Source organism: Bacillus sp. Root131 (genome assembly GCF_001429475.1).
Taxonomy (GTDB): Bacteria; Bacillota; Bacilli; order Bacillales; family Bacillaceae_G; genus Bacillus_A; species Bacillus_A thuringiensis_S.
Genome location: NZ_LMJQ01000001.1, coordinates 858,502 through 880,957, shown reverse-complemented (window position 1 = coordinate 880,957; position 22,456 = coordinate 858,502). Strand labels below are relative to the sequence as shown.

The following is a 22,456-nucleotide window of genomic DNA, read 5'->3' as shown; positions in this document are numbered from 1 at the left end:
GCAAGGAAGCCACCTCCTACTTAATTATATTCAAGTGAAGTAAGCATTCTAATACTCTAACAAAATTCTACATTAGCAACCACCTTTTTATATATTATATGCATACATAAAAAAGATATTTATCATTATGATAATCTAATTCATTTACAATAGTCAAATTATTCTAAATGTTACGATAAAACATTTTTATTTAAACGAACTATTCTTCTCAACTCAATTTCGTGAAAAAACACTTTCTTTGCCGATTCCACACTTCTTTTGTCGCACTAGAAGGGAACTTACTTCATAGCTCGAAATCATTCAACAGGATATATATAGGAGGGATTATTTTGGAATATAAAACACCATTTATCGCAAAAAAATTAGGTGTTAGCCCAAAGGCTGTTGTCCGGATCGCGCAACAATTAAATCTTACGATAGAAAAAAACAAATATGGCCACTTTATTTTCACACAAGATGATGTCGATCAAATGTTAGAACACCATCTATTTCAAATAGAGCAGTCTCAAAATCCTCAACCTACTCAAAAGGCTTCCTCAAATGAGGTTGAAGAATTAAAAACTCAAGTCAATACAATTGTTCAAAACATATCATCGAATGATTTTGAGCAATTAGCTAATCAATTAAACACTATTACAAGAAGGCTCGATCGAATGGAAGAACAAATGCAAGATAAGGCAAATGATGTCGTCACATACCAACTTTTACAACACCGTCGTGAAATGGAGGAAATGTTAGAGCGAATTCAAAAGTTAGAAGCTGCGCTAACGAAAGAAGAACCCATTTATATTACTCCTGATTCAAAACCAACATACGAACGAGAAAAGAAACCGAAGCGCCGCAAAATGATTTTTAGTATATTTGGATTATAATTTTTAGACCCTTATTAAAATAATAAGGGTCTTTTTTAATGAAGAGTTATATCTTATAAAAATATTATTCTCTTTATTATACATATTCACTTCGTTTTATTTCGTTAACATAATATTTTTACTGTATTCTGCAATTAATGCCTGTGCATGAGCATTCCCTTGAATCACATCACGAAATTCTTTTAAAGAATACAAATGCGTAACCCCTTTTCGAGCATGAATTCTTACTGGTACACCTTGTAAAGTATCATGAAACTGAAATGGATTATCTATCGGTTCAATTGGAAAACCGAGTGTAAGTAAATACATATACATTCTTTTTGTCACTGCTGCAATGTACCATTCAGCTTTTGTTTCTAACGCATGTATAAATAAAATAGCTGTTAACCTTTTGAAATGTCCTCTCCCACGAGATGTTTTCGAAATACTTAACTTGCCTATTTCATACACATTCTTCAAATCTTTTACTAAATCATTTTTAGAAAACGGATAGAAAAACTCAGAATTTGATTGTTCAGGTACCGTATACTTAATACATTCTACTGTACCAATAGGATGTTCATCTTCTATTAATAAAAATCGTGATGGATTTAAATTACGTTCTACAAACATTAAGTTTCTTTCTTCACAAAAATCTCCCCATAGTTGCTCGAACCCAAAATGTTCTTCCTTTGTTTGAACACGCTGGAACATATTTAACCGCCTTTCCCATCGCCGCTCTGTTTTTGATAACGCTTTCGCTATCTATCATATAAGAACAAATCTTCGTATGCAACTAAAAATATTTATGACTTATTATATTCTGCAAAGTGAATTAGATTCCAATTTAATCGACTTTTATCCCGCGCTCACATTCCTTTTAATAACACATTCGTATCACTTTTCAAACCTAAATTACATTATGTTTCTTTCCATACAGCATATAATTCTTCTTAATCTAAAAAAATCCTTTATGAAAAAGGATTTCTTTTACTTCTGAATGCTTTTTAACCATTTTTCAAAAATTTGTACCATCCCATGTTTTCCAGCTAATTTCTCTTCCCCTTGTTTCGTCTTATATGGATATAACTGCAAGAAAACACCGCATCCAGACTCAATTTTTTTACTATGCATATGGCTTCCTGGATATACACAAATGACTTCATAAATTGACCTTCGATAATAGACTCGCTTTCCATCCTGTTCTTCTACATACTTTATAGACCAGTACTTATACATTTGCTCAGTTGCTTTTGTATTTCCGACATGCTGAAAAATATTGTACATTGGACTGTATTTCACTTCAATAATAATAGAAGATTTATATACGTAGTTCCCATCTTCTTTTACATAACAGTCTAAGCGAATATCTGGCTTCTTCGTATCCTCACCATTGTAAAAATTACTACCTTTACTTAATGCAATAAGAGGATGTGTTTCAATTAAATCATTAAATGCGACATGCACCTTTATATCATCTCGTTCTAAAACTACTGTCGTTCCATCTTGTAATCCATCTACATAAAAATGTTCTTGTATTTGTTCACGAATTGAGTTTCTAGCCTCAAAACCAATTTGCTCTAAAATTGAAATAACGATAAAAAAAGCGTAATATTCATACACTAAAAACGTTGGCTTATAAACAAATAATAACGATGGAGATTGATCCGTATATTGCGGGAGTACTTCTAAATGATGTAGTAATTGTTGATGTGGTATCGGTAAATCATGTAAGTTCATGTTACTTGTTTCAGTAACTTCCATCCAAAACGAAGAGTGCATTAACATTTGAAAGTATTGTACATTTTCATGCACGATATGCGCCAATATTTTATATTCTTGTATTTTCATTGAGCTCTTTCGTAAATCGGCTTCTTTTAGTAAATGTATATTTTTATATTTTTGCTTCTCTCTATCGGTTACCGATCCATTTCGCTCAATTGTTTGTATAATCGTTTTTACGGCTTGAAACTCTTCTGATTTTTTCTTTTTTTCTCTTTCTAAGATTTCAATTGTTTGACGTAAAAAACTTTTAGCTTCAATTAAATAATGATAAAATTGCATCGCTTTATATTTAAGAAATGCATTTTCCTTACTATTTTTTTGTTCCATAAACTTACGATTATAATGTTTGGCATAAGGTTTTCTTTCTGCCACTATAGTTCCTCTTCTTGTTGGCTTTCGCTCTTTTCCTTCCCATTTATATGCATTTATAAATTTTGAACTTGATTCTATTTTCTTAAAGATTTGCTTTATCATTTTCATTTTTTGGGGTAACTTTCTAAGCAACACTAAATAAGAAGAATCCTCAATATCGCTAAGTGCAGAGAAAGTCTTTTTATAATAACCTCTATCCAAAATCAACTCATTTAAAATTGACTTCACATAGTCTTGAATCATTTCAAATTGATCATCAAAAAAGTTTTTCGGTACGATTTGAAAAGCGCCATAATACGTTGTATCTTCTATGCGCACTTCAAAATGGTATAAACCGCAGCGCCATGGATAAAAGAATTCTGTTTTCCCATGTTCATATATTAATACTCTTTGTTTTTTTTCATTTATTTCATATTGAGCCTCTTTCATATTTTTCTGTCCCTCATATACTTTATTCCATATAAAAGTAATATTCATTGGGATTTCATAATTATACTGCAATCTAATTGGTTTTAATTCTTGTACTTTATAAATACATTGAACCAATGCTGTAGTAGATGTACAAAGACGATTTAATAAAATATAATCTCCTTTCCCCTCATTTCCAATGATTAACTTTAATACAAAAGGGAGCGTTTCATTCGTATCAACGATTTTTGTTTCGTAACGCCCTTCATTTTGCATATCCATACAGCTCCAGTTCCCTACGTTTTTCTCGTATATATGCTAAAGAATGTTCAAATGTAGATACTCTGTTTGCAAGTGCAGATTGCAAAAGAGGTACTAAGGTCGCTCCCCTTTTTGCTTCTTCAGAAAGTAAAGACCCAACCATCATTTCGGTCCCTCTGATTTTCGTTAATACACGCTGCTTTATTTGTAAATCAAACCCCTCTTCTCTACTGATCATATAGGTATGGTTATTTTGGAACGGTATGTTTTGCAAATAAGTCGCAATTGCATTTGCACATCGGAAAGAAATTCCCTTAGACGCATCATGTGATGACAATACGACATGCAACTTATCTAATAGCTCTAATTCTTCTTCAGAAAACACTTCAATCATCGCTTTATTTCTCATCCAATTTATCCGAAATTCTCCCGCTGTTACTTTCAAAGGTGGGTGTAATACGACTTTCCCCTGTTCCATGCCCATCTCACAAAACGGAATTTTCTGTAACGTTATTAGGTTCGTTCGGTCTAATAATCGATCGGAGAGCTCTTTCGTTGTTTCATCAAAATTCACAGTACCTACAAATATAATATTTTCTCCAATTTCAATTGTTGATGGAATTGAATTCTCAATGTCCTGAACACCCTCATACAAGTTTAAAATACGATTTTTTGTTTCAAGTTGAAGAACAGAGAGAAATGGAGTAAACCAATGCTCAATATGAGACATGTTCATTTCATCAAAAACGATTATATACAGTTGATTTTGATTTTCTTTCGCCTTCATTAACGTCCTAACTAACTTCGTTTCACTTTCAATAAAAGTACCATTCGGATGAAGGTAACCAAGTAAATCATGTGGTTCTTGATACGATGGCGAAATTGGAATCCAAACCAATTCCTCCCCATACTGTAACCCTAATGCTTCTGCATAAGTTTGCACAAAACGTGATTTCCCAACGCCCGGTATACCACCAAGAATCGTTAACATATTTGTTTTTACACTTATATGGAAATTATAAATATCCGTTTCATCCAAATATAGCCCTTTATTATGCACCATACTTTGTACATACTGTAAAAAGGATGATTCACGCTCATCCCATTCCCATTCCTCTTTTTGCACTTTTATATCCTCTACTTCAACTATCTTACCTTCTTCATGCATTCGTTTTTTTAATTGCTCATACACATGATCACTTACAAAATATAATTGATCTTCTACCGCTATTTCTACATACTTCGTCCAGTCACTGCAGTTTATATATTTACATTCCCGTTTCTGTTCAAAATATGCGATTGAGCTAATTGATGACTTTAAGGATATGTTTCCATACAGTCTTCCATCATGCCACAATAATTCGGGAGGCTCAAAGTCTTTCGGAAATTTTGGCATAAGAAATGATAAATAACCGTTGCTAAGTTTTCGTTCTAAAGACTCTCTTTTTTTATTATTTGTAACTTTAGGTGCAGGAATCATTTTATAGCTGCTTGCTATTTCTTTCGGTTCTTCTGTACATATTAACTCCACGTATACATTTCCTCTTTCATAATAAAGACGAAACATCACTAATTGCTTTTCTAATTTCCTCTTCTTTAATTCCGAAAAGATTTTTTCATTCTTTTTATTACTACATACCCCTTCAAATACATATGGTTCATTTGCAAATTGTTCCTGTAAAGTGAATGGTATTGGCGATAAGCATTGTACAAAGAAATTCTCTCCACTCTTCTCTTTCTCAGCTTTTGTAAATTTCCCTAAAAATCTCATATAGTACATTCGTTTTATAAAACTTGGCTGAAGAGCTTTATGTAATCTCACCTTAGTCACCTTCTTTTTTCATACTATTCTTAGTGTATGAAAGAAACGAAAAACTAGAAATAAAAAACCTGACGTTATCCGCCAGGTTCAAAATTAAAACGTATATTAATGAGAAGGAAATGCTTTTTTCTCTTGTAAAATTGCATTATGAGCAATTTTCATTTTAGCAAGTACGTAACGTAATCGATCTTCAGCATTTTCATCTTTACTTTTTTGTAATTCCGCCAAATTTTCAACAGAACTTGCTAAATTTTCAATGACTCCTCTCAATTCAGGATGATGATTAAAAAAAGATTCTTGCACTAATACTTTCCTTAACTCACTAGCTAAATCAATTATTCTAGACAACTGTTCTTTTTCTTCCATTCTCATCCCTCCTGAATATCTTATGTAGTAAATATTCTCTAAACAAAGAAAAAAGCCCTTTAAATAAAAAGGACTTTTTACATTTTTATATTTCCAGTTAATAACATATACAGGGATGTGATAGCCGCAACAATAATTGCCCACATCACATATCTCTCTGCACCTGCAAAACAACGGTTCCCTTGTTCTTTTCTTGCAAACGTGTAAACAATAATTCCAATTCCATACACAATTGAAACGAGTAGTAAATTCTTTAAACCAGCTGCATAAAGAAGCCATACAGAGTAAATCGAAGCAATTAAAGCTAACGCTCCATTTTTTAATTTAGCGTCTTTTAGCTCGTTTGTAATGACTAATTTTAATTGGAATAACGCTGATAATAAATATGGTAATAAAATTGATGTTGATGCAATGAAATACATAATTTGATATGTTGATTCTGAAAACAGAACGATGATAAATATAATTTGAGCAACACCATTTGAAATCCATAATGCCATGTGCGGTGTTTGCTTTTTATTTGTTTTCGTAAAGACTTTTGGAAATACGCCATCTTTTCCTGCTACATGAGAAATTTCAGAAACAAGTAAAAACCAGCCAATTAATGTACCGACAAGTGAAGCAACTAACCCGATATTAATCGCACCTGCCCCCCATGGACCAACAACATGCTCTAATACATGTCCCATTGACGGAGTTTCTAACACAGAAAGTTCGCCTCTTGTCATAGCTCCCATTGATAGGACAGAAATTAAAATATAAATGGACATTACTAAAATAAGCCCCATTACTGTTGCCTTACCAACATCTCGGCTATTCTTCGCTCTTCCGGATAATACAACCGCTCCTTCAACTCCAATGAAAACCCAAAGTGTTACAAGCATTGTATTTTTCACTTGACCAAGTATAGCGGAAACTGAGATTGTTCCTTCTCCCCAAAAATCATGTGTAAATGTGTCCCAGCGAAAGGCTGTTACCATTACAACAATAAATAAAACGATTGGAACTAACTTCCCTATTGTTGCGATAACATTCATAATAGAAGCTTCACGGATTCCAAATAAAATTAGAAAATGAAGTGTCCATAATAAAAGTGATGCCCCAACGATAGATGCAACATTATTTCCTCCTTTGAAAATTGGAAAGAAATAACCTAATGTACTAAACAGTAACATAATTGTTGCGACATTACCTAAGATTCCTGCTAGCCAATATCCCCAAGCACTATTAAACCCAATATATTCACCGAAACCAGCACGTGCATAACTATAAATTCCACCTTCAAGTTCCGGTTTTTGTCTTGCTAACGTTTGATATACGAGCGCAAGTGGAATCATTCCCATCGCTGTAATACACCAGCCAATTATTATTGCGCCACTGTTTGCTCCTACTGCTAAATCATGCGGTAAACTAAAAACACCGCCACCAACCATCGTTCCAACTACTAATGCGATTAATGGAAAGAATCCTAATTTCTTTTCTATTTGTACCACCCCATCTGTCATTCTAGGTGTTATGTTCGTTCAACTATTAAAGTCACCTTTTTCTCTAATAGACGTTTCTCTTATATTTTTTCAGGAAAACATTACTTATTCTAAAAGAAAATGAACAAAAATGGAATACTTTTTTGAAAAAATGTATAAGTATGCACAAAAAAACCGCTCATTTTGTAATGAACGGTCATTTCAAACATATAAATTTGTATATTTCTTGTAAATTTAACGAAGTAAATTCTCTTTTTGTAAAAATTGTTTTGCGACTTCTTCACTACTTTTACCATTCACATTAACTTCATAATTCATTTTTCGCATTTCTTCATCTGTAATCTTTCCAGATAATTTATTTAATACCTTTTCAAGTTCAGGATATTTCTGTAACGTTTCTTTTCTTAATAATGGTGCTCCTTGATAAGGTGGGAATAACCCTTTATCATCTTTTAGCACTTTTAGTCCGTATTGCTCCAATTCACTATCTGTTGAATATGCATCAATTACGTTAACATCTCCAGATTGAATTGCGCTATAACGCAGCTTCGGCTCCATCGTTTTAACATTCGAGAACTTATAGTTATATAATTTTTGCATTCCTTTATAACCATCTTCACGATCAGCAAATTCCAATGTAAATCCTACTTTGGCTTCCTGCGCAACATTCCCTAAATCAGAAATAGTATTTATATTCTTTTGATCTGCTATTTTTTTCGGCATGGCTAGTGCATATGTATTGTTATACTCCATTGGCATCAACATAATCATATTATATTTCTTTTCCAGTCCAACGCGAGCCTGCTCATATACTTCATCACGATTTGTACTCTTTGGTTCTTCTTTCACGAAAGTAGATAGCGCTGTTCCTGAAAATTCTGGGTACACATCTACTTCACCTGATTTCAACGCTTCAAATACAAATGCTGTTTTCCCAAGACCTGGTTTTAATTGTACGTGTAAATCGGTATCTTGTTCAATAAGCTGCTTATACATTTGAATTAAAATTTCAGGTTCTGATCCAAGTTTGCCCGCAATAACAATATCTTTCTTTTCTGTACTCCAAAGAAATGGAGAAGCAATCATTACTACAACTATACATATCGTCAATATAACACGCTTAGAAGAGCGTTTCGGTCGTTCAAGCATGCGAAGTACTATATCAAAGAATAAAGCGAGTAACGCGGCTGGTACGGCCCCTAAAATGATAAGTGCATGATCATTTCGATCTATACCTAATAATATAAGCTTACCTAGCCCACCAGCACCAATGAGAGCTGCTAATGTAGCCGTTCCAACAATTAATACCATCGCTGTACGAATACCGGCCATAATGATAGGCAATGCAAGAGGAAGTTCTACCTTCCACAACCTTCTCCAACTATTCATCCCCATAGCTCTCGCGGCTTCTATTAGTGATTCATCTAATTCCCTTATTCCTGTATATGTATTTCGTAAAATAGGTAATAGTGCATACACAACTAATGCGATAATCGCTGGAAGTTTTCCGATTCCTACTAACGGAATTAATAGTCCAAGTAATGCAAGTGATGGCACTGTCTGCATTACCGCAGAAGTTCCTATTATAAATTCAGCCATTCGTTCTTTTCTTGTTAATAAAATGCCAAGTGGCACCGCTATAATTACTGCAAAAAATAATGAAATAAGCGATATTTGTAAATGCTCACTTAATGCAGTTAGTAATTCTATTTTTCGTTCTTGGAACGTTTGTATAAAATTAGTCACTGTTTAACCTCTTTCCTTCATTTGTTCAACAATGTAATTGACAATATGACGACTTGTTAACGCTCCAATATATTGACCGTTTTCTTCAACTGGAACGACCTCCTCGTCACGCACACGAACTAGCGCTTCTTCTAAAGAAGAATGTAATGATAGTGCCTGCCCTTCTAATTGCACACTTTGATCAAGCGGCAATACATCTGCTACACTTTTCTCCTCATACCAAGTTCGTCCACGATTTCCAATGAACTCCTCTACAAATTCATTTTTCGGATTATGTATAATTCCTTCTGGTGTATCTAGTTGAACAACTTTTCCTTCTTTCATAATACAAATGCGATCTCCAAGTGATAATGCTTCTTGCATATCATGTGTTACGAACACGATTGTTTTTTGAATCTTTTTTTGCAACTGTACAATATCCTTCTGAAGCTGTTCCCTACTTAATGGATCTAACGCACTAAATGGTTCATCCATAAGAACGATTTTCGGGTTTGCGGCTAATGCTCGCACGACACCGACACGTTGTTTTTGTCCTCCTGACAATTCATCAGGCATACGATCTCGATATATATCCGGATCTAATCCAACCATATGTAACAAGTCATCGACGCGTGCTTTTATTTCCTTTTTGCTCCATTGCCTCATTTCAGGAACAACTGCAATATTTTCAGCGATTGTCATATGAGGAAACAAAGCAATCTGTTGCAACACGTATCCTATATCCCAACGTAATTCGTTTATATTATATTGTTGAATATCTTTTCCATCGATTAAAATCGACCCTTCAGTCGTTTCGATTAAACGATTAATCATCTTCATTGTCGTTGTTTTCCCGCAACCACTCGGACCGATGAGAACAAAAAATTCTCCCTTTTTAATTTCTAAATGCAATGAATCCACTGCTTTCGTGCCATCTTCATACGATTTTGACACATGATTAAATTGAATCACAAATACAACTCCTTTACTGTTGTTTCCTTTATTTTGATGGAATATGGCATTCATTTCAAATGATACGCTTTTAAATTAAAAAAGAGCTCGCATTTGAGCTCTAACGATCGAACAATATTGTTTTCATAATAGCAGCATATTCGCGAACATACATTTTTCTCTTAGAACGAATTGGTGTTTCAGCAGCTAGTGCCTCCATCTTCATGCCTAAACGCTTTGCAATTATTTTCGTTCGATATAAATGATACGTATTACTTACAACTACCGCATGTTTCACATTATATAAATCCATACTAAACTTTAAGTTTTCATACGTATTTGTAGATTGATCTTCTATTAAAATACGACTCTCATCTATACCATGTACCATTAAATAGTTTCTCATGCTGTGAGCTTCCGATATATCTTCATCTTCTCCTTGACCACCTGAAACAATTACTTTCGCTTCAGGATGGGAAAATAAATACTCCAACGCTACATCCAAACGATTTTGAAGAGATAAAGACGGTCTATCTCCAAATAACTTTGCACCCAGTATAAGAACGTACGGAGAGTGATAGCTCAATTTTTCACGAGCAACTTTGTTCATTCGAAACGTCATATAAATGATGTATAGTGGCGGTAATAATAAAATTATAAGAAAGATCCATTTGTTCATAAATAAGTATTCACTCCCTTTCTTTTGATTATATAGAAAAAGAAAGGGAGGCAGAAGTGTTTTTTCAAACGATTGATTTATTAGAAACATGCGCCGCTACTTTACGTTGTGATAGTACATAATAAATAGCGATTCCTAATGAGAAGATCAATATGCAGCTTAATACGTAAAACGGCAGCATGACTCCAACTTTAGATACACCCGCTGTAAACAACATTAATAATAAAATTCGTATTCCAGTACCAATTAGGCGAAATAAGCTGTCTACACGTCCCATTACTTCATTTGGAATTTCCTCCATCATCAATACATTTCTCGCCACTCTTGTACCCGCATTTCCAACTGCATGAAAAATTGCAAGTCCATATAAGAAAATTACGGAAGGTTCAATACTCATTGCGGTAATTGAAATTACATAAATGAACATCGTCATAACGATTGAAACTTCTGTTTTTACATATTTCATTATGAGTGGAATACAGATTCCTGCAACAACCGCTCCAACACCGTACATCATCCCCTCTATTGCGTATACAGAGGCATTGGCTTTAAGTATATCCGAAATATAAACTGGTATTAAATAATTTGCCATCATAACACCTATAAACGGCATATAAGTGGCCAGTAAGAACCAAAAGAGCTTAGGACGTTTTTTCATAAAGTGAATTCCTTCAAATAATTGCTTCTTAAATGTTATTTTTCTTTTCACTTCTTTTTTCTTTACGTACGGTATACATAAGAAAAGAAAAAATGCTCCAGCAAAAGTTAACATGTCTACTAACAAAATCCACTTCAAAGATACAATTTCAATTAAGAAGCTCGCGGCCGCTCCAGAAATAACTTGTGTTAACTGTCCTTGTATTTCCATCGTTCCACTTAAACTTTTATAATGTTCCGCTTGAAATATCTCTTGGTTGAACGCAAATATTGTAGGATAAAATAATAAATAGTAGAATGATCCGGCTATATAAATAAGAATATAGTGAATAGAATGATAAGGTTGCCCAGCAAATCCCCATATAAACATTATTCCAATTACAGCTATTCCGATTCCTTCGTTACATAGCAATAAAGATTTTCTTGAAAAACGATCAATACTTTGCCCAATGAATGGTGTTAATAAAAACATAATGAGGGTTGCAATGATAGAAACATAACCAAATGTTGTCTCTCCTCCACTCTCTTTAATTAACAGCCACGGAATCGTTATCATAACAATTCCGGAACCAATAGCAGATAGACTATTGGCCCCTAGAATGTAATACAAGCGAGAATCATGATAAAGGGAGGACATATCACTCCACTCCTAGTTGCTTTTTCACCTCTTTATATACGCTCATATATGCTTTTAACTCTTTAACTACATCATGAATTAATGGTTTCGCATCTTCCCCAAGTTCCCCATCTTGCACATGTAATCCATCAAGCACAACTTGTTTTGGAATTGCATTTGCATAAACACCTCTAGCGACCGTTCGCATGCTGTTTAATGCATTTATTCCACCTTTACCGCCACCAGCAACCGCTAACAACGCAACTGGTTTATGAATAAATTCACTACTACTTAAGTAATCTAAAGAGTTTTTCAGCGCACCGCTCATCGCATTATGATATTCTGGTGTACATAATACAACCCCATCCGCAGCTTTCACTAACGTTTTCAATTTTTTTACTGCCTCTAAATCACGTTGTGACTCTTCTCCATTGTATAAAGGTAACTCCTCGATTGCTAAATCATATAATTCCCCTTCAAATTGATCCGCAATATATTTTGCCACCACGCGAGTTCTGCCAAATTTTCTTGGTGTACCGTTAATAACGACTAGTTTCATGATTATTTCTCCCCTTTGTTTTTAAGTTCTACTTATATATTATCAGAAATTTCTATACAAAATACAATATAAAGAGTTAACTTGTTTCATAAAATAGTATGATAAACAAAAAAGAACTCATACTTTCGTATGAGTTTCGTACAATTACTTCGTTTCATCTCTCAGACTCAATGTACCTAAACTTTCATTTGCTTCAAAATGATTATATGCTTTTTCCGCTAATCTTTTCCGTTCTTCTGGTAATTCTATATATTTCATTACGTTTTCAATTATTTTTTCGTACGGAGTAAATACAATTCCCGGCCACTCTACCTCATCTTCTGGATTACTATTTTCGGAAATAATAAATTTTTTATTTGCGACTGCATAAGACACGCGAGGTGTTTCAAGAATTCCTGATAAGTAAAAATGAATATTTAATATAATTTTCGACCTAGCAATCAATTCATTTCTAACAATTCCCCACGCATTATTTTTAAAAACTATATTTAAATTCGGGGCAATCGCTTTTAGGTGATCAAAAATAGCTTGCCGCCTCGGATTAAGAGCACCTATAAACAGAATATCAATATCTTCAGTAATCTCATCTTCAAATGCATCTTTTTTTATTTCCAAAGTTGGAGCATAGTTCATTTCTACATGTTTTATTTCTTTTCCTACCCCTTTTTGTTTTAACCATTCTATATTTTGTTTACTATAATCCCAAATCACTCTATCTTTTAATAATATTAAATAAAGGGGGTGCGCATATGGACTTCCTTCGTATAGCTGTTCTAAATTATAAATAATTGCGTCTTTCGGAAGAAGGTTCGGGTTATATGCATATGTATGCGCTCCAAAAACAATTGTATTCTTTACATTTCCCAGTATTGTTTCTGATATAATTACTGTATTCCCCTCCTGCTCCAACCGCCACTTTAAAGCTCGCGCAACATCTATGAAACTACCGTATGTCTTTGGGCATATAAAAAGACAATAATCATATTCTTTATTCAAATAAGCTTCCATTAATTTTAGATTATTTTTATATAAATCTACATCCGGATGTTTAAGTACTAACTCATTTGCATGTTTTCTTGCTACTTTATATAATCCAGCATAATAAGCAGCAATGCATCTTCTTAATTCGATTCTTTCCCGATGTTCATCTAATACATCCATGTTTAAAAGAAGATTTGCGATACAATACGCTTTTAAATGATCACGATCATAATAATAGTCTAGTAGTGGCATCAATTCTTCATACGTATTTCCATGCACCGATTCTCCTAGTTCAATCGCCCATCGCATTAATTCCATGATTACTCCACTACTCCTTTAACCGAAAATGTATTTAATAAAATTTTGCATTATTCTCTACTATATTTGCTATATGAAATGGAATCTCTTCTTTAATCGATTTCAAATATTTTTGCGAAACGGCCCCTAAATGTTTTTTATGAGGTATATAGAAAGCACTAATAGAAATTTCATAATCAAATAAGTAATCATACACATGATAATCTACAAATAGAAGATCATCCTTTGGAAAAGGAATTTCCTTCCCTTGCAGAGCATACATCAAAGCAATATTGTTTTGAGATCGTAATCGATACAACCTTGCAAGTTGATATAATGGTTCAGCCCGGGTTGGTCTATATTCCCACGCTTTTTGAAAATAAAAAACAGCTAATGCTAAATATTGCTCTTCTTGCCCTTTAACAGTTTCTTTTTCATCAGCATCTGTCACTTCATTTTGTTTATTTGCTGAACGATTTGTTAACTGCTCATAACAAAATCCTATTCGCAATAACGAATAGAATACCTCTTCAACCCATCCCCCTGCTTCCACTCGTTTTTTATACCATTTAATCGAATCTTCAAATTGACTTAAATGAAAATAAGTCTGCGCTAAATAAAATAAATATCTTATATGCAAATCCGGCGTTGTTTCTGGGTCGTTTATTCCTTGTAATAACAACCTCTCATCTCTTTCAAATTTATCAGCTTTACTCCCGCCATCTCCAGGATCATTCACGACAAGAGTCTCTAACCGATCTACCCTCGTATTGTAATTCACTCCAACTTTTGAACGATCTATATCCCAATACTCATGAGTAACACCGACAGATTTCCATGGTAAAGAAGCTTTCAAAAGACGTGTAAGCCAATATTTAATATGAACATCATATTGCAATGTAAGATAATGATCTTCCGTTAAGCTCGTTTTATCGAAATTCGGATCAACCTCTAAAATCATATCTGCATCTAATATTAATAAATAATCCGCTTCTGGATATGTTTTTTGCGCTAATGAAACAGCTAAGCTTCTGTTATAACCAAAGTTTTTAAACGGCTCATGATGAACCGTTCCAGGTATCTCATTTTCCTTACACCAATTTTCAATAATTTCAGGCGTATTATCCGTCGATCCAGTATCACAAATAGAAACAAAATCTACAATTGATTTTGTTGCATTTAAACATCTTTCCATAATTCTAGACTCATTTTTGACGATCATACAAAGACATAACTTTTTTTCTTCCTTTACAGACTTCACTTGCTCATTTCCCATTTAACCACCTCATATTTTATTAGCACGCTCTTCTCATATGTAACAACATTTTTTAGCTATACTGATGACATAAGCACCCTTTTACTATTTATGAAAACTTCATTTTATTTATTCTTACTTTTATGTTGGGACATATTTCATACTTCGCTTTATATTTGATACAATCAATGCCAAAAAATATAATATGGGAATCCGTACATTTCAAAGTCTAAGGGGAGGTTATATTTTGTTGGATTACATTTGGCTAGATGACAAATCACCAATTTTAGAACAACTACCAAGAAACTTTAAATCTGCAGCTATATTGCTACATCCTTTTATCCAAATGCCTTTAGGATGGGAAAAGTCTGTGAGAAAAAGACCATATGAGCACATCTATCCTAGCACTGAAGAAATCATTCATAATGGGAAATCCGTTTCTTGGAAGGAAATGATGTCTTGTAGTGGATTACATTCATACGCAGAATTAGCAATGGCCATGTTGACTTCCATTAGTGCCCTTTCAGAAGAATATAAAAGAGAGGATTTAGCTGAAAAGCTACATTCAAACTTAAAAAAAGATCTTTATTATCCAACAGAAGATTATACGTCTATATTTTTATTACACAAATTACTTAAACTCCTCGGTTCTAAAGGTGCAAGAAATCTATATTTCTCTGAACCAATTCTTGATACAAACGGATTATTACAGGTAAATAATACTACTCCATTAGATATTTGGGACATTAGCAATAATGAGTTAATTATTACTGGCGAAGACAATGAGTATGCGTTTATGAGTATATACGATTCCTTTACAACCTTATTATTAGCTAAAGAAGAAAATATAGAATATATTGTTCAATCAATGAATGTTGAAGCTGTCATTTGTGACAAAAAAACGATGATTGATTGGTATTTGTAAATTAGTAATTTCTTAAACTATAAAAAAGAAACTTGCGCTTATGCACAAGTTTCTTTTCAAAAACATCCTTATTTTTTTACAACTTCATGTCCACCGAACTGATTACGTAGTGCTGAAACTACTTTTCCATGGAATGTATCATCTTCCTGAGAACGATAGCGCATAAATAATGACATCGCGATTACTGGTGCCGCTGCTTGTAACTCAAGCGCAGTTTCAACAGTCCATTTCCCTTCTCCTGAAGAGTTCATTACACCTTTAATGCCATCAAGTTTAGGATCATCTGCAAATGCTTTTTCAGTTAAGTCCATTAACCAACCGCGGATTACTGATCCGTTCGCCCATACTTTTGCAACATCTTCATAATTGAAATCAAAGTCACTCTTATCTAGTACTTCAAATCCTTCAGCGATTGCTTGCATCATGCCGTACTCAATACCGTTATGAACCATTTTTAAGAAATGACCACTACCAACGCGGCCAGCATAAGAATAGCCATTTTCTACTGCTAAATCTTTAAATAAAGGTTCTAATTGGTCATAAATTTCTTTTTCTCCACCAACCATTAAACAAGCACCGTATCTAGCTCCTTCTACACCGCCAGATGTACCGATATCTACATAATGTAACCCAAAGCTTTTCGCTTCTTCAGCACGGCGTAACGTATCTTTATAGAATGAATTTCCGCCTTCAATAACGATATCACCTTCATCTAATAACGGATACACATCTTTTAATACTGACTCTACAACTTCTCCTGCAGGCACCATTACCCAGATCGTACGAGGAGCTTCTAATTCAGCGATCATTTCTTTTAATGTATGACGTGCAGTAATTCCTAGTTTTCCTGCCTTTTCTACAAGCTCTTTATTTACATCGTATACAACTACTTCATGCTTGTCTTCATGTAAGTGTTCAGCTAATGGGAATCCCATTTTTCCTAATCCAATTAAACCTAGTTTCATATTAATCAATCTCCCATTCTATACAAATATATTTAATATCGAAATTAATCCAAGTGCTACAACTGATAGTATAGTCTCCATTGCGGTCCATGTTAATAATGTTTCTTTCACAGTCATTCCGAAATATTCTTTAATCATCCAAAATCCCGAATCATTCACGTGTGATAAAATTAATGACCCTGCGCCTGTTGCAAGTGCTAGTAGTTCAACATTTACACCAGGTGTACTTGCTGCAATCGGTGCTACAATTCCAGCTGCTGTCATCATAGAAACAGTTGCCGATCCAGTTGCGATTCGGATTAGTGCCGCAATTCCCCACCCTAATAATATCGGTGAAATATGCGATTCTTTCGCCATATCTGCAATTGTCGTTCCAATTCCAGAATCTAATAGTACTTTATTAAATGCGCCGCCTGCACCAATCACTAACAATATGTTTGCAATTGGCCCAAGGCAATCATTTGTAAATTGTAATACTTTATCTTTAGAAAATCCTTTTGCATAACCAAGGCTAAAGAAAGAATAAATCGTTGCAATTAATAAAGCGACTATTGGATCTCCAATAAAGTGTAACACTTGTGCAAGTTGACTCGTTTTATGTAACGCTACTTCAGCAATGGATGCACCAAGCATAAGAAATACTGGAAGTAAAATAGTAAACAATGTATTTCCGAAGCTAGGAAGTTCTTTCTTCTTATCTCTTTCAATAAATTGCTCCGCTATATCTAATGGTACTTCCTTATGGATACGAGCACCAATCCATTTCCCGTAAAGTGGACCTGAAATAATTGCAGTTGGAAGTCCGACAATTAACGCATATAAAATTGTCTTCCCTACATCTGCTTTAAAAATACCAACTGCCGCCATTGCCGCTGGATGCGGTGGAACAAGTCCGTGTACGACTGACAGTCCTGCTACTAGCGGAATACCGATTGTAATAAGTGATACCCCAGTTTCTAACGCAATTGTAAATACTAACGGAATTAATAGGACAAATCCAACTTGGAAAAATACCGGAATCCCTACTAAAAATGCAACGAACATCATCGCCCAGTGAACTCGTTTCTTCCCAAAACGATTAATTAATGTGTTAGCGATACGTTCAGCACCACCAGATTCGGCCATCATTTTTCCAAGCATCGTTCCTAGTGCTAAAACTATTGCTAAAAATCCTAACGTATTACCAAGCCCTAGTTTAATAGAATCAATAATTCCTGGATCTTTTGGTGAAGTTCCAATTAAAGGCATTCCCATTGCTAATCCTACACCAATTGCTGTTAAAATTAATGCGACAAATGGATGCCATTTTACTACCGTAATAAGTAAAAGTAGTATGACAACTGCCGCTAGTACGATCCCAACTACCATTTCTCCCAATCCCCCTATTATTTACGTTGGAAAGCAGCTATACAATCAAATTCTTCTTTCAAGCGATTGTAAAGTCGTTCATACATATAAAACATTTCTAAATATATAGCCGTATTTTCTTTATTCGGTACATGGTGATGAACAATATCAATCCAATCCTTTACCTCTTCAAGAGAATCAATTTTTCCTACAGCATATAAAGCAACTGCCGCTGCCCCAAGCGCAGATGCTTCATGACTTTCAGGTACAAGCAATTCTTTCCCCATCATATCGGACAACATTTGTCTCCAAAATGCAGATTTCGCAAACCCTCCTGAAACTCGTATTTCAGTAAGTGGCCCTGTACAATCTCTAATTGCGAGTGCTACTGAATATACACTCATACAAACACCTTCCATCACTGCACGTATAAAATGTTCTCGCTTATGTTGAAGATTGATTCCAAAGAATGTACCACGAGCATTTGCATTCCAGTAAGGTGCGCGTTCTCCAGATAAGAAAGGTAAGAACAATAGCCCATCCGCTCCAGCTGGTACGCTTTCTGCATATTTAATTAATAAATCATAAGGATCAATTCCGAGCTTTCTTGCTACTTCTTGCTCTGGACTACCAAATTCATCACGTAACCATCTCAGTAATATTCCGCCGTTATTCGTTGGACCACCGATTACCCAGTGCTCATCTGTTAATGCGTAACAAAACGTTCTCCCTTTCTCATCTGTATTTATATTTGATGAGATTGTTCGAACCGCACCACTCGTTCCAATGGTAATTGCAGCCGCACCCGGTGATATCGCCCCAACTCCTACATTTGCAAGAACCCCATCACTTGCTCCTATGACAATTGGTGTCTCTGCACTTATCCCCATCTTCTGTGCTAATTCTGGCTTCATACCTGATAAAATATATGTAGTTGGTACAGGGGTTGATAATTGTTCTGGTGACATATGTAACATAGTTAAAACATCTTCATCCCAGTTTAATGTTTCTAAATTAAATAACCCCGTAGCAGAAGCAATCGAATAATCAACTACGTAGCGTGAAAATAATTGGTAAATCACATACTCTTTAATGGAAATGAATTTATAAGCACTTGTATATAACTCTGGTTCCTCTTCTTTCATCCATAACAATTTAGAAAGTGGTGACATCGGATGAATTGGTGTACCTGTACGTCTATAAATTTCATGCCCATTCATTTGTTGTAATAATTTTTCTGATTGCTTCGTACTTCGATTATCTGCCCAAATGATAGAACGCGTTAATGGCGCACCATTTTCATCTACTGCAATTAATGCGTGCATAGCTGTACTAATACCGATTGAAGAAATATCTTCTGGTAATACATTACCCTTTTCGATGGCAACGCTTACACTTTTGTATACAGCGGCACATATTACATCAGGATCTTGCTCAGCCCATCCGACGTTCGGTTGAATAATTGGGTAATCGATTGCATGTGATGCAATGACTTTTCCTTTTTCTGTGAACACAACCGTTTTCGTACTTGTGGTACCGATATCAATCCCGATTACTCTCCCCCTTGTTTCCATGCGAATCTTCCCTTCATTTCTAGCAAAATACGATTTAGTAAACCGTTTACATGAATTAGTATATAAAATATTTTTTCATTTATCAAGTTATAAAAAGAAAATTTTTTTCATATAAAAAAATAAATCTACTCATTCCATTTCACTTATACACTAAATTTAGCTACTCCTTGCGGTAAAATTACGTTATATTCGTTACGCAATACACTCTTTCCTCTCATTAACAACACATACATAGTCCTCCATACGTTCTACTCATTTGCATGAAGAAAGAGTTGAAAAGCAATATTCATTTTTAGCGGTCACGTAATATCGCTATCAAGCCAAGAAAAGTAACTACCCGCAGAATGAAAATTCTGTGCATTTTGCTCTTGTTTATTGTTTTAAGTTCACTAGTCCTTTTGTCTTGATAAAAATAGAGCGCGGCCCCTACTATTACTTTTTTATCTTGTAAATATATCTTGCATACTATAAAATTCAACAGTATTTTTATTTTTCAGAAAAATAAAACAATAATATAGAATTTATTGTATAATGTTGTAAAAAGATGTCGGAGGGATTTAATGTTAAATACAATATCTCAATTCACAATTAAGCTTTCATCAATTCTTTTATCACTCTTACTATTATTAAATTTACCTTATTTATTTATCACTCAACAAGGATTTACCTTTCAACCAATTTATTTTTTTAATCAGATCGTTACCATGTTAAAACAGGTCTTCTCCCTTGAATCATTAGTGATTATAGGATCAGACCCGAAGTTTGGCCATTTCAAAAAAACACCATTATTTCCAACTGTTTTAGAACCTTACCTATATTCATTTACTATATTATTTTCAGCCTTTTTTCTTGCTCTCTTTTTATCATCTAGCATGGCATTTTTTTATTTTTTAGCAAAAGATTATATAAAAAAATGGATAAACCGAATTGTGTTCATATTAGAAGCTGTCCCTGATATGATGATGATGATTTGTTTGCAAATATTTTTCATATGGGTACTTCAGAAATTTGGGGAATCTCCTGTCACTATTATTTCTTTTAATGAAAATCGAGCTTATTTACTCCCTATTTTATCATTAGCTGTCTTACCTACATTACAAATGTTTCGGATGATGGTGTTATACATAAAAGAAGAACAAGGAAAACATTACGTAGAGGTTGCATATGGAAAAGGCCTTTCATCAAGTTATATATTATGCATTCATTTATTCAAAAATATATCTATCCACTTCTTCCACCATTTAAAAACGATTTTTGTTTTCTTACTTTCTAATTTATTCATTTTAGAATTTGTTTTTAATATGGAAGGCATTATTCAATTTTTATTTAATAAGGCGTTTGTTTCACCTCCAGCTACATTTATTATACTTGTTATGATTATTTTACCGTTTTACGCCATTTTCCAAATAATCTCATTCATGATGAATAGATGGAAAAAGCAATTGAAAGGAGTATCATTATGAAATCTATTTGGAAATCAAAACGCTTTTTAATCGGCTTTACTTATTTATTCATACTTATTTCAGCTAGTTTTATTTATAGTTGGTTCTTTAAAGATAACATCCCAAAACCTCCTCAGTTACTTTACAATGAAAATAACGAATTACTTGGAAAGGCTCCCTTTCCACCATCGTTAATTCCACCTTTTGGATCTGATCGTTTTGGAGAGTCTGTTTTCTTACAAATTGTAGAAGGAGCAAAATTTACTATTTTATTAGCCGTGGCAATTAGCTTCTTTCGAATTTTATGCGGAACATGTATAGGAATCCTCTTAAGTTTATTTGCTCCAAAACTCAAGAGATTTTTCCAGTCATGCTCAGAAGTTTTTTATTATATTCCAACTCTATTTATCGCATTCATACTTATCACGCCCGTTAATATTGTAATCACGTCAAATGCTGATGGGGTAGATCCAAATATTTCATTTACGTTTTATCAAGTACTCGTACTTATTTTCGTCGCTCTGCCTACACTTTCTTTATACATATCCTCAGAGGTTGATGAATTTATGAAACAAGATTACATCTTAAGTTCACAATTACTGGGGGCTAGTCGTTTTCATATTATTAAAAAACACTTACGAGTCTTATTACTTGACCGCTTATTTGTATTATTTATGGAACATATCGTCCAAACACTCATACTCGTTATCCATTTAGCGTTGCTTAACATTGTAATTGGCGGCATACAAATGCGTGAACTCTATGACGGAGTGCTCAAACCTGTTTCTCTATCTAATGATTGGGCAGGCCTTATTGGATTAAATCGTAATGAAATGAATCTTTCATGGTGGATTATTTTTTATACTCTCGCTTCATTCTTTATTACGATTCTATTTATTAAGCTTATGACCATCGGGATTCAAGATGCACTGAAAGCAAGAGATTCGCAAATTGTAGCAATTCAAAACGTTCCAGATCATAAAAAATTTGTTAAACATAAAGATTCTTTTTCGTTTGCAAATAAAGTAAACCTTTAATCGTTTCTCATTAATCAAGTATTAATTGGCATCGATATTAGTAGAAAATAAAGAAGATGATCCCTATTAAATACAGGGATCATCTTTTTATGCCGTC

At 34.0% G+C, this 22,456-nt stretch carries 19 protein-coding genes; 4 read left to right on the top strand and 15 right to left on the bottom strand.

Annotated features, from left to right (window positions below; genetic code table 11):
* Positions 1-329 precede the first annotated feature (329 nt).
* Positions 330-872: a chromosome-anchoring protein RacA gene (gene racA, locus ASE54_RS04480; protein ID WP_000456012.1), complete on the top strand. Its 543-nt coding sequence runs from the start codon at positions 330-332 to the stop codon at positions 870-872.
* Between the two features lie 96 nt (positions 873-968).
* Here the strand turns inward: racA and ASE54_RS04475 are convergent, their stop codons facing one another.
* The 12 genes from ASE54_RS04475 to ASE54_RS04420 all read right to left on the bottom strand — a co-directional run bounded on the left by ASE54_RS04475 (position 969) and on the right by ASE54_RS04420 (position 15,090).
* Positions 969-1,565, bottom strand: coding sequence for a hypothetical protein (locus ASE54_RS04475; protein WP_000487795.1), 597 nt, complete (start codon positions 1,563-1,565; stop codon positions 969-971).
* 276 nt (positions 1,566-1,841) lie between these two features.
* Positions 1,842-3,692: a hypothetical protein gene (locus ASE54_RS04470; protein ID WP_014895233.1), complete on the bottom strand. Its 1,851-nt coding sequence runs from the start codon at positions 3,690-3,692 to the stop codon at positions 1,842-1,844.
* Entirely contained in the window at positions 3,682-5,499 is a 1,818-nt protein-coding gene (locus ASE54_RS04465) for an AAA family ATPase (RefSeq protein ID WP_001236574.1), read from the bottom strand. Before ASE54_RS04465 ends, ASE54_RS04470 begins: the two co-directional genes overlap by 11 nt.
* 105 nt (positions 5,500-5,604) lie before the next feature.
* On the bottom strand, positions 5,605-5,865 hold the full coding sequence (locus tag ASE54_RS04460) for a hypothetical protein (protein ID WP_000391447.1): 261 nt from the start codon (positions 5,863-5,865) through the stop codon (positions 5,605-5,607).
* Between the two features lie 77 nt (positions 5,866-5,942).
* A complete protein-coding gene (locus ASE54_RS04455) occupies positions 5,943-7,370 on the bottom strand; it encodes a basic amino acid/polyamine antiporter (RefSeq protein ID WP_000129453.1) in 1,428 nt (475 codons plus the stop codon).
* A gap of 213 nt (positions 7,371-7,583) precedes the next feature.
* A complete protein-coding gene (locus ASE54_RS04450) occupies positions 7,584-9,095 on the bottom strand; it encodes an ABC transporter permease/substrate-binding protein (RefSeq protein ID WP_000181023.1) in 1,512 nt (503 codons plus the stop codon).
* A gap of 3 nt (positions 9,096-9,098) precedes the next feature.
* The gene (locus ASE54_RS04445) at positions 9,099-10,046 is read right to left on the bottom strand and encodes an ABC transporter ATP-binding protein (RefSeq protein WP_000614075.1); all 948 of its coding nucleotides are present in this window, start codon (positions 10,044-10,046) and stop codon (positions 9,099-9,101) included.
* Positions 10,047-10,146: 100 nt separating this feature from the next.
* Entirely contained in the window at positions 10,147-10,704 is a 558-nt protein-coding gene (locus ASE54_RS04440; protein ID WP_014895232.1) for a YdcF family protein, read from the bottom strand.
* 64 nt (positions 10,705-10,768) lie between these two features.
* On the bottom strand, positions 10,769-11,998 hold the full coding sequence (locus tag ASE54_RS04435; RefSeq protein WP_000097155.1) for an MFS transporter: 1,230 nt from the start codon (positions 11,996-11,998) through the stop codon (positions 10,769-10,771).
* 1 nt (position 11,999) lies between these two features.
* Entirely contained in the window at positions 12,000-12,536 is a 537-nt protein-coding gene (locus ASE54_RS04430) for an NADPH-dependent FMN reductase (protein ID WP_000780355.1), read from the bottom strand.
* Between the two features lie 144 nt (positions 12,537-12,680).
* Positions 12,681-13,835 (bottom strand): hypothetical protein, encoded by a 1,155-nt coding sequence (locus ASE54_RS04425; protein WP_000422336.1) that lies wholly within the window; start codon positions 13,833-13,835, stop codon positions 12,681-12,683.
* Positions 13,836-13,869: 34 nt separating this feature from the next.
* Positions 13,870-15,090, bottom strand: a complete 1,221-nt coding sequence (locus tag ASE54_RS04420) for a glycosyltransferase (protein ID WP_000526225.1) — start codon at positions 15,088-15,090, stop codon at positions 13,870-13,872.
* Positions 15,091-15,229: 139 nt separating this feature from the next.
* Here ASE54_RS04420 and ASE54_RS04415 point away from each other — a divergent pair, with 139 nt between their 5' ends.
* The gene (locus ASE54_RS04415) at positions 15,230-15,994 is read left to right on the top strand and encodes a DUF2711 domain-containing protein (protein ID WP_025989024.1); all 765 of its coding nucleotides are present in this window, start codon (positions 15,230-15,232) and stop codon (positions 15,992-15,994) included.
* A 68-nt stretch (positions 15,995-16,062) separates the two neighbouring features.
* Here ASE54_RS04415 and gnd read toward each other — a convergent pair whose 3' ends face one another.
* The 3 genes from gnd to gntK are packed head-to-tail and all read right to left on the bottom strand — an operon-like array spanning position 16,063 to position 19,880.
* Positions 16,063-16,959, bottom strand: a complete 897-nt coding sequence (gene gnd, locus ASE54_RS04410) for a phosphogluconate dehydrogenase (NAD(+)-dependent, decarboxylating) (protein ID WP_000765981.1) — start codon at positions 16,957-16,959, stop codon at positions 16,063-16,065.
* An 18-nt stretch (positions 16,960-16,977) separates the two neighbouring features.
* On the bottom strand, positions 16,978-18,327 hold the full coding sequence (locus ASE54_RS04405) for a GntP family permease (protein WP_000260204.1): 1,350 nt from the start codon (positions 18,325-18,327) through the stop codon (positions 16,978-16,980).
* A 17-nt stretch (positions 18,328-18,344) separates the two neighbouring features.
* Complete coding sequence (gntK, locus tag ASE54_RS04400; RefSeq protein ID WP_000449998.1) at positions 18,345-19,880, bottom strand: gluconokinase; 1,536 nt, start codon at positions 19,878-19,880, stop codon at positions 18,345-18,347.
* Positions 19,881-20,440: 560 nt separating this feature from the next.
* On the opposite strand from gntK, the gene ASE54_RS04395 reads away from it, so the two are divergent.
* The gene (locus tag ASE54_RS04395) at positions 20,441-21,343 is read left to right on the top strand and encodes an ABC transporter permease subunit (RefSeq protein ID WP_000935302.1); all 903 of its coding nucleotides are present in this window, start codon (positions 20,441-20,443) and stop codon (positions 21,341-21,343) included.
* Positions 21,340-22,359 carry an ABC transporter permease subunit gene (locus ASE54_RS04390; RefSeq protein ID WP_000836579.1) on the top strand — a complete coding sequence of 340 codons (1,020 nt, stop codon included), beginning with the start codon at positions 21,340-21,342 and terminating at the stop codon, positions 22,357-22,359. Before ASE54_RS04395 ends, ASE54_RS04390 begins: the two co-directional genes overlap by 4 nt.
* The last annotated feature ends 97 nt before the right edge of the window (positions 22,360-22,456 follow it).